At 65.2% G+C, this 2,769-nt stretch carries 3 protein-coding genes; all 3 read left to right on the forward strand.

Annotated features, from left to right (window positions below):
* Positions 1 to 1,014: precorrin-6Y C5,15-methyltransferase (decarboxylating) subunit CbiT (gene cbiT / locus WB528_RS14980; protein WP_423889198.1), on the forward strand; the 1,014-nt coding region annotated here is incomplete at its 5' end.
* Positions 1,011 to 1,793, forward strand: coding sequence for a precorrin-4 C(11)-methyltransferase (cobM, locus tag WB528_RS14985; RefSeq protein ID WP_423889199.1), 783 nt, complete (start codon positions 1,011 to 1,013; stop codon positions 1,791 to 1,793). The genes cbiT and cobM, both read left to right, overlap by 4 nt.
* Positions 1,793 to 2,769, forward strand: a 977-nt coding sequence (locus WB528_RS14990) for a cobyrinate a,c-diamide synthase (protein WP_423889200.1), incomplete at its 3' end; no start/stop codon positions are given. The genes cobM and WB528_RS14990, both read left to right, overlap by 1 nt.

A 2,769-nucleotide genomic window follows, 5' to 3' on the forward strand; every position in this document is an offset into this window, starting at 1 on the left:
GTGCTCTCCTGCCGCGGCCGCGCAACCGTCGTGCTCGCCTCGGGCGACCCGTTCTGGCATGGCGTCGGCAGCCTGCTCGCTGCGCGGCTGGACAGCGGTGAATGGATCGCACATCCCGCGCCGTCGACCTTCTCACTCGTCGCATCGCGGCTCGGATGGCACCTCGAATCCGTCATTTGCCTTGGGCTGCATGCAGCGCCGTTTGAACGTCTCGTGCCGCATCTGGCGCACGACCAAAAGATCATCTGCTTGTTACGCGACGGACGGGCTGCGATTGATCTCGCGAAATGGCTGACAGCGCACGGCTGGGGCGCCTCGCAACTGTGGACGCTCACGGCGCTTGGCGGGCTACGTGAATCCATCACGCACCATCTGGCCAACGGCTTTGCGGCTAACCCGGACGAACGCCTGCTGGCCATAGCGTTGGAAGCCAAGGGATCGGAGGGACTGCCACGCAGCTCCGGTCTCTCGGATGCGCTGTTCGTACATGACGGCCAAATCACTAAACGGCCGATGCGCGCGCTGGCATTGTCTGCGCTCGCGCCGCGGACGGGCGAACGGTTATGGGACATCGGCGCGGGCTCCGGATCGATCTCGATCGAATGGGCCTTGCACGGCGGAACAGCTCTTGCGATCGAAGCCCGCGGCGATCGCGCGGCAAATATTCGTCAAAATGCCGAAGCCTTCGGCCTGATGCATCGAATCGCCGTCGTTGAGGGAACCGCGCCCGGCAACTTGTTGAACCTTTCGACGCCACAGGCAGTCTTCATCGGCGGCGGCCTTGACGCGGTGATGTTCGATGCGGTTTGGCCACTCCTTCCCACAGGCACACGGCTGGTCGCCCACGCGGTGACGCTGGAGACGGAGGCGCTGTTGTCAGAACTTCAGCAACGCCACGGCGGCGAATTGATGCGGATCGAGATCGCCCATGCCGGACATCTCGGCCGCTATCGCGCCTTTGAGCCGGCGCGGCCGGTCGTGCAGTGGAGTGCCGTCAAGGGAGGCGATGAATGACCGTGCACTTCATTGGAGCCGGGCCCGGCGCACCCGACCTGCTCACGCTGCGCGGGCGCGACCTCATCTCGGCCTGTCCTGTTTGCCTTTATGCCGGCTCGTTGGTGCCGAAGAGAGTCCTCGCCCATTGCCCGCAAGACGCGCGGATCATCAACACCGCGCGGCTGTCGCTCGATGAAATCATCTCGGAAATCGCCACCGCACATGCCAATGGCAAAGACGTCGCCCGGCTGCATTCGGGCGATCTCTCGATCTGGTCGGCGATGGGCGAGCAAATGCGCCGCCTGCGCGCGCTTGGTATTCCCTATACAGTCACGCCCGGCGTGCCTTCGTTTTCCGCCGCAGCCGCGGCACTCGAAGCGGAGCTCACGCTGCCGGGACTGGCGCAATCGGTGGTGCTGACGCGCATGCCCGGCCGGGCAAGTGCGATGCCGGAAGGCGAAAGCCTTGCCGCCTTTGCCGCCACCGGCGCGGTGCTGGCGATCCATCTTTCCGTGCACATGCTCGATCGATTGATCGCCGAGCTCACGCCGCATTATGGAGCGGATTGCCCGGTCGCGATCGTCTGGCGTGCGAGTTGGCCGGATCAGCGCATCATCCGCGCCACGCTGGGCACGCTCGATGCCACGGTCGGTCCCGAACTCGAACGCACCGCGCTCATTTTCGTCGGCCGAACACTGGGTTCGGAAGCGTTTTCTGAAAGCCGCTTGTACGCGACGGACTATGACCGCCGCTACCGTCCGACCGGACCGGCACCACGCTTTCCGGAGACGCCCTGATGCCGCGCGGGCTCGTGATCTCGGCGCCGGCATCCGGCGTTGGCAAGACAACGCTGACGCTGGCTTTGGCGCGCGCCTGGCGCGATCGCGGACTGAATGTGCAGTGCTTCAAGAGCGGGCCCGACTATATCGATCCGGCATTTCATGCGGCGGCGACGGGGCGTGCTTCTGTCAACATCGATAGCTGGGCGATGAGCCGGGCGACGATCGAATCCCTCGTCGCGCGTGCGGCTGCGGCGGACGTTGTTCTCGCCGAGGGCTCGATGGGGCTGTTCGATGGAGTCGCGGCCCCTGGCATCTGCGGCACCGGCGCCACCGCCGATATTGCCGCGATGATGGATTGGCCGGTCTTGCTCGTGATCGACCCGTCAGGACAGGCGCAAACGGCTGCCGCCGTTGCCGTCGGACTGCGCGATTTTCGACCCGGCGTGCGGCTTGCCGGCGTGGTTCTCAATCGCGTCGCCAGCCCACGCCACGAAGACCTTGTGCGGCGCGCCTTGACGGACGCTGGCATCGCCGTGTTCGGGGCGATGCCCCGCAATGCTGAGATCAACCTGCCGAAGCGCCACCTCGGCCTGGTGCAGGCCGAGGAGCAAAAAGGCATCGACCATCTGATCGACGAGGCTTCGCGCTTTGTCGTGAAGCATGTCGATCTGGAAGCGGTGCTGCAATCGGCAGGCAACTGGTCGCCGCGGCCGGCTTCGCCGATCGCAAGCCTCACACCGCCCGGACAACGCATCGCGCTGGCGCGAGACGCGGCGTTCTCCTTTATCTATCCGCATATGCTCGAGGCATGGCGTGCGGCCGGCGCCGAGATTTCGATTTTCTCACCGCTGGCTGATGAAGGCCCCGACGCCGACGCCGACGTCTGCTGGCTGCCGGGAGGTTACCCCGAACTGCATGCGGCGCGTCTTTCGGCCAACAAGGGATTTCAACGCGCACTTATGAGCTTTGCTGAAACGCGGCCGGTCCATGG

The sequence above is a fragment of the Bradyrhizobium sp. genome (genome assembly GCF_049586575.1).
Classification (GTDB): Bacteria; Pseudomonadota; Alphaproteobacteria; order Rhizobiales; family Xanthobacteraceae; genus Bradyrhizobium.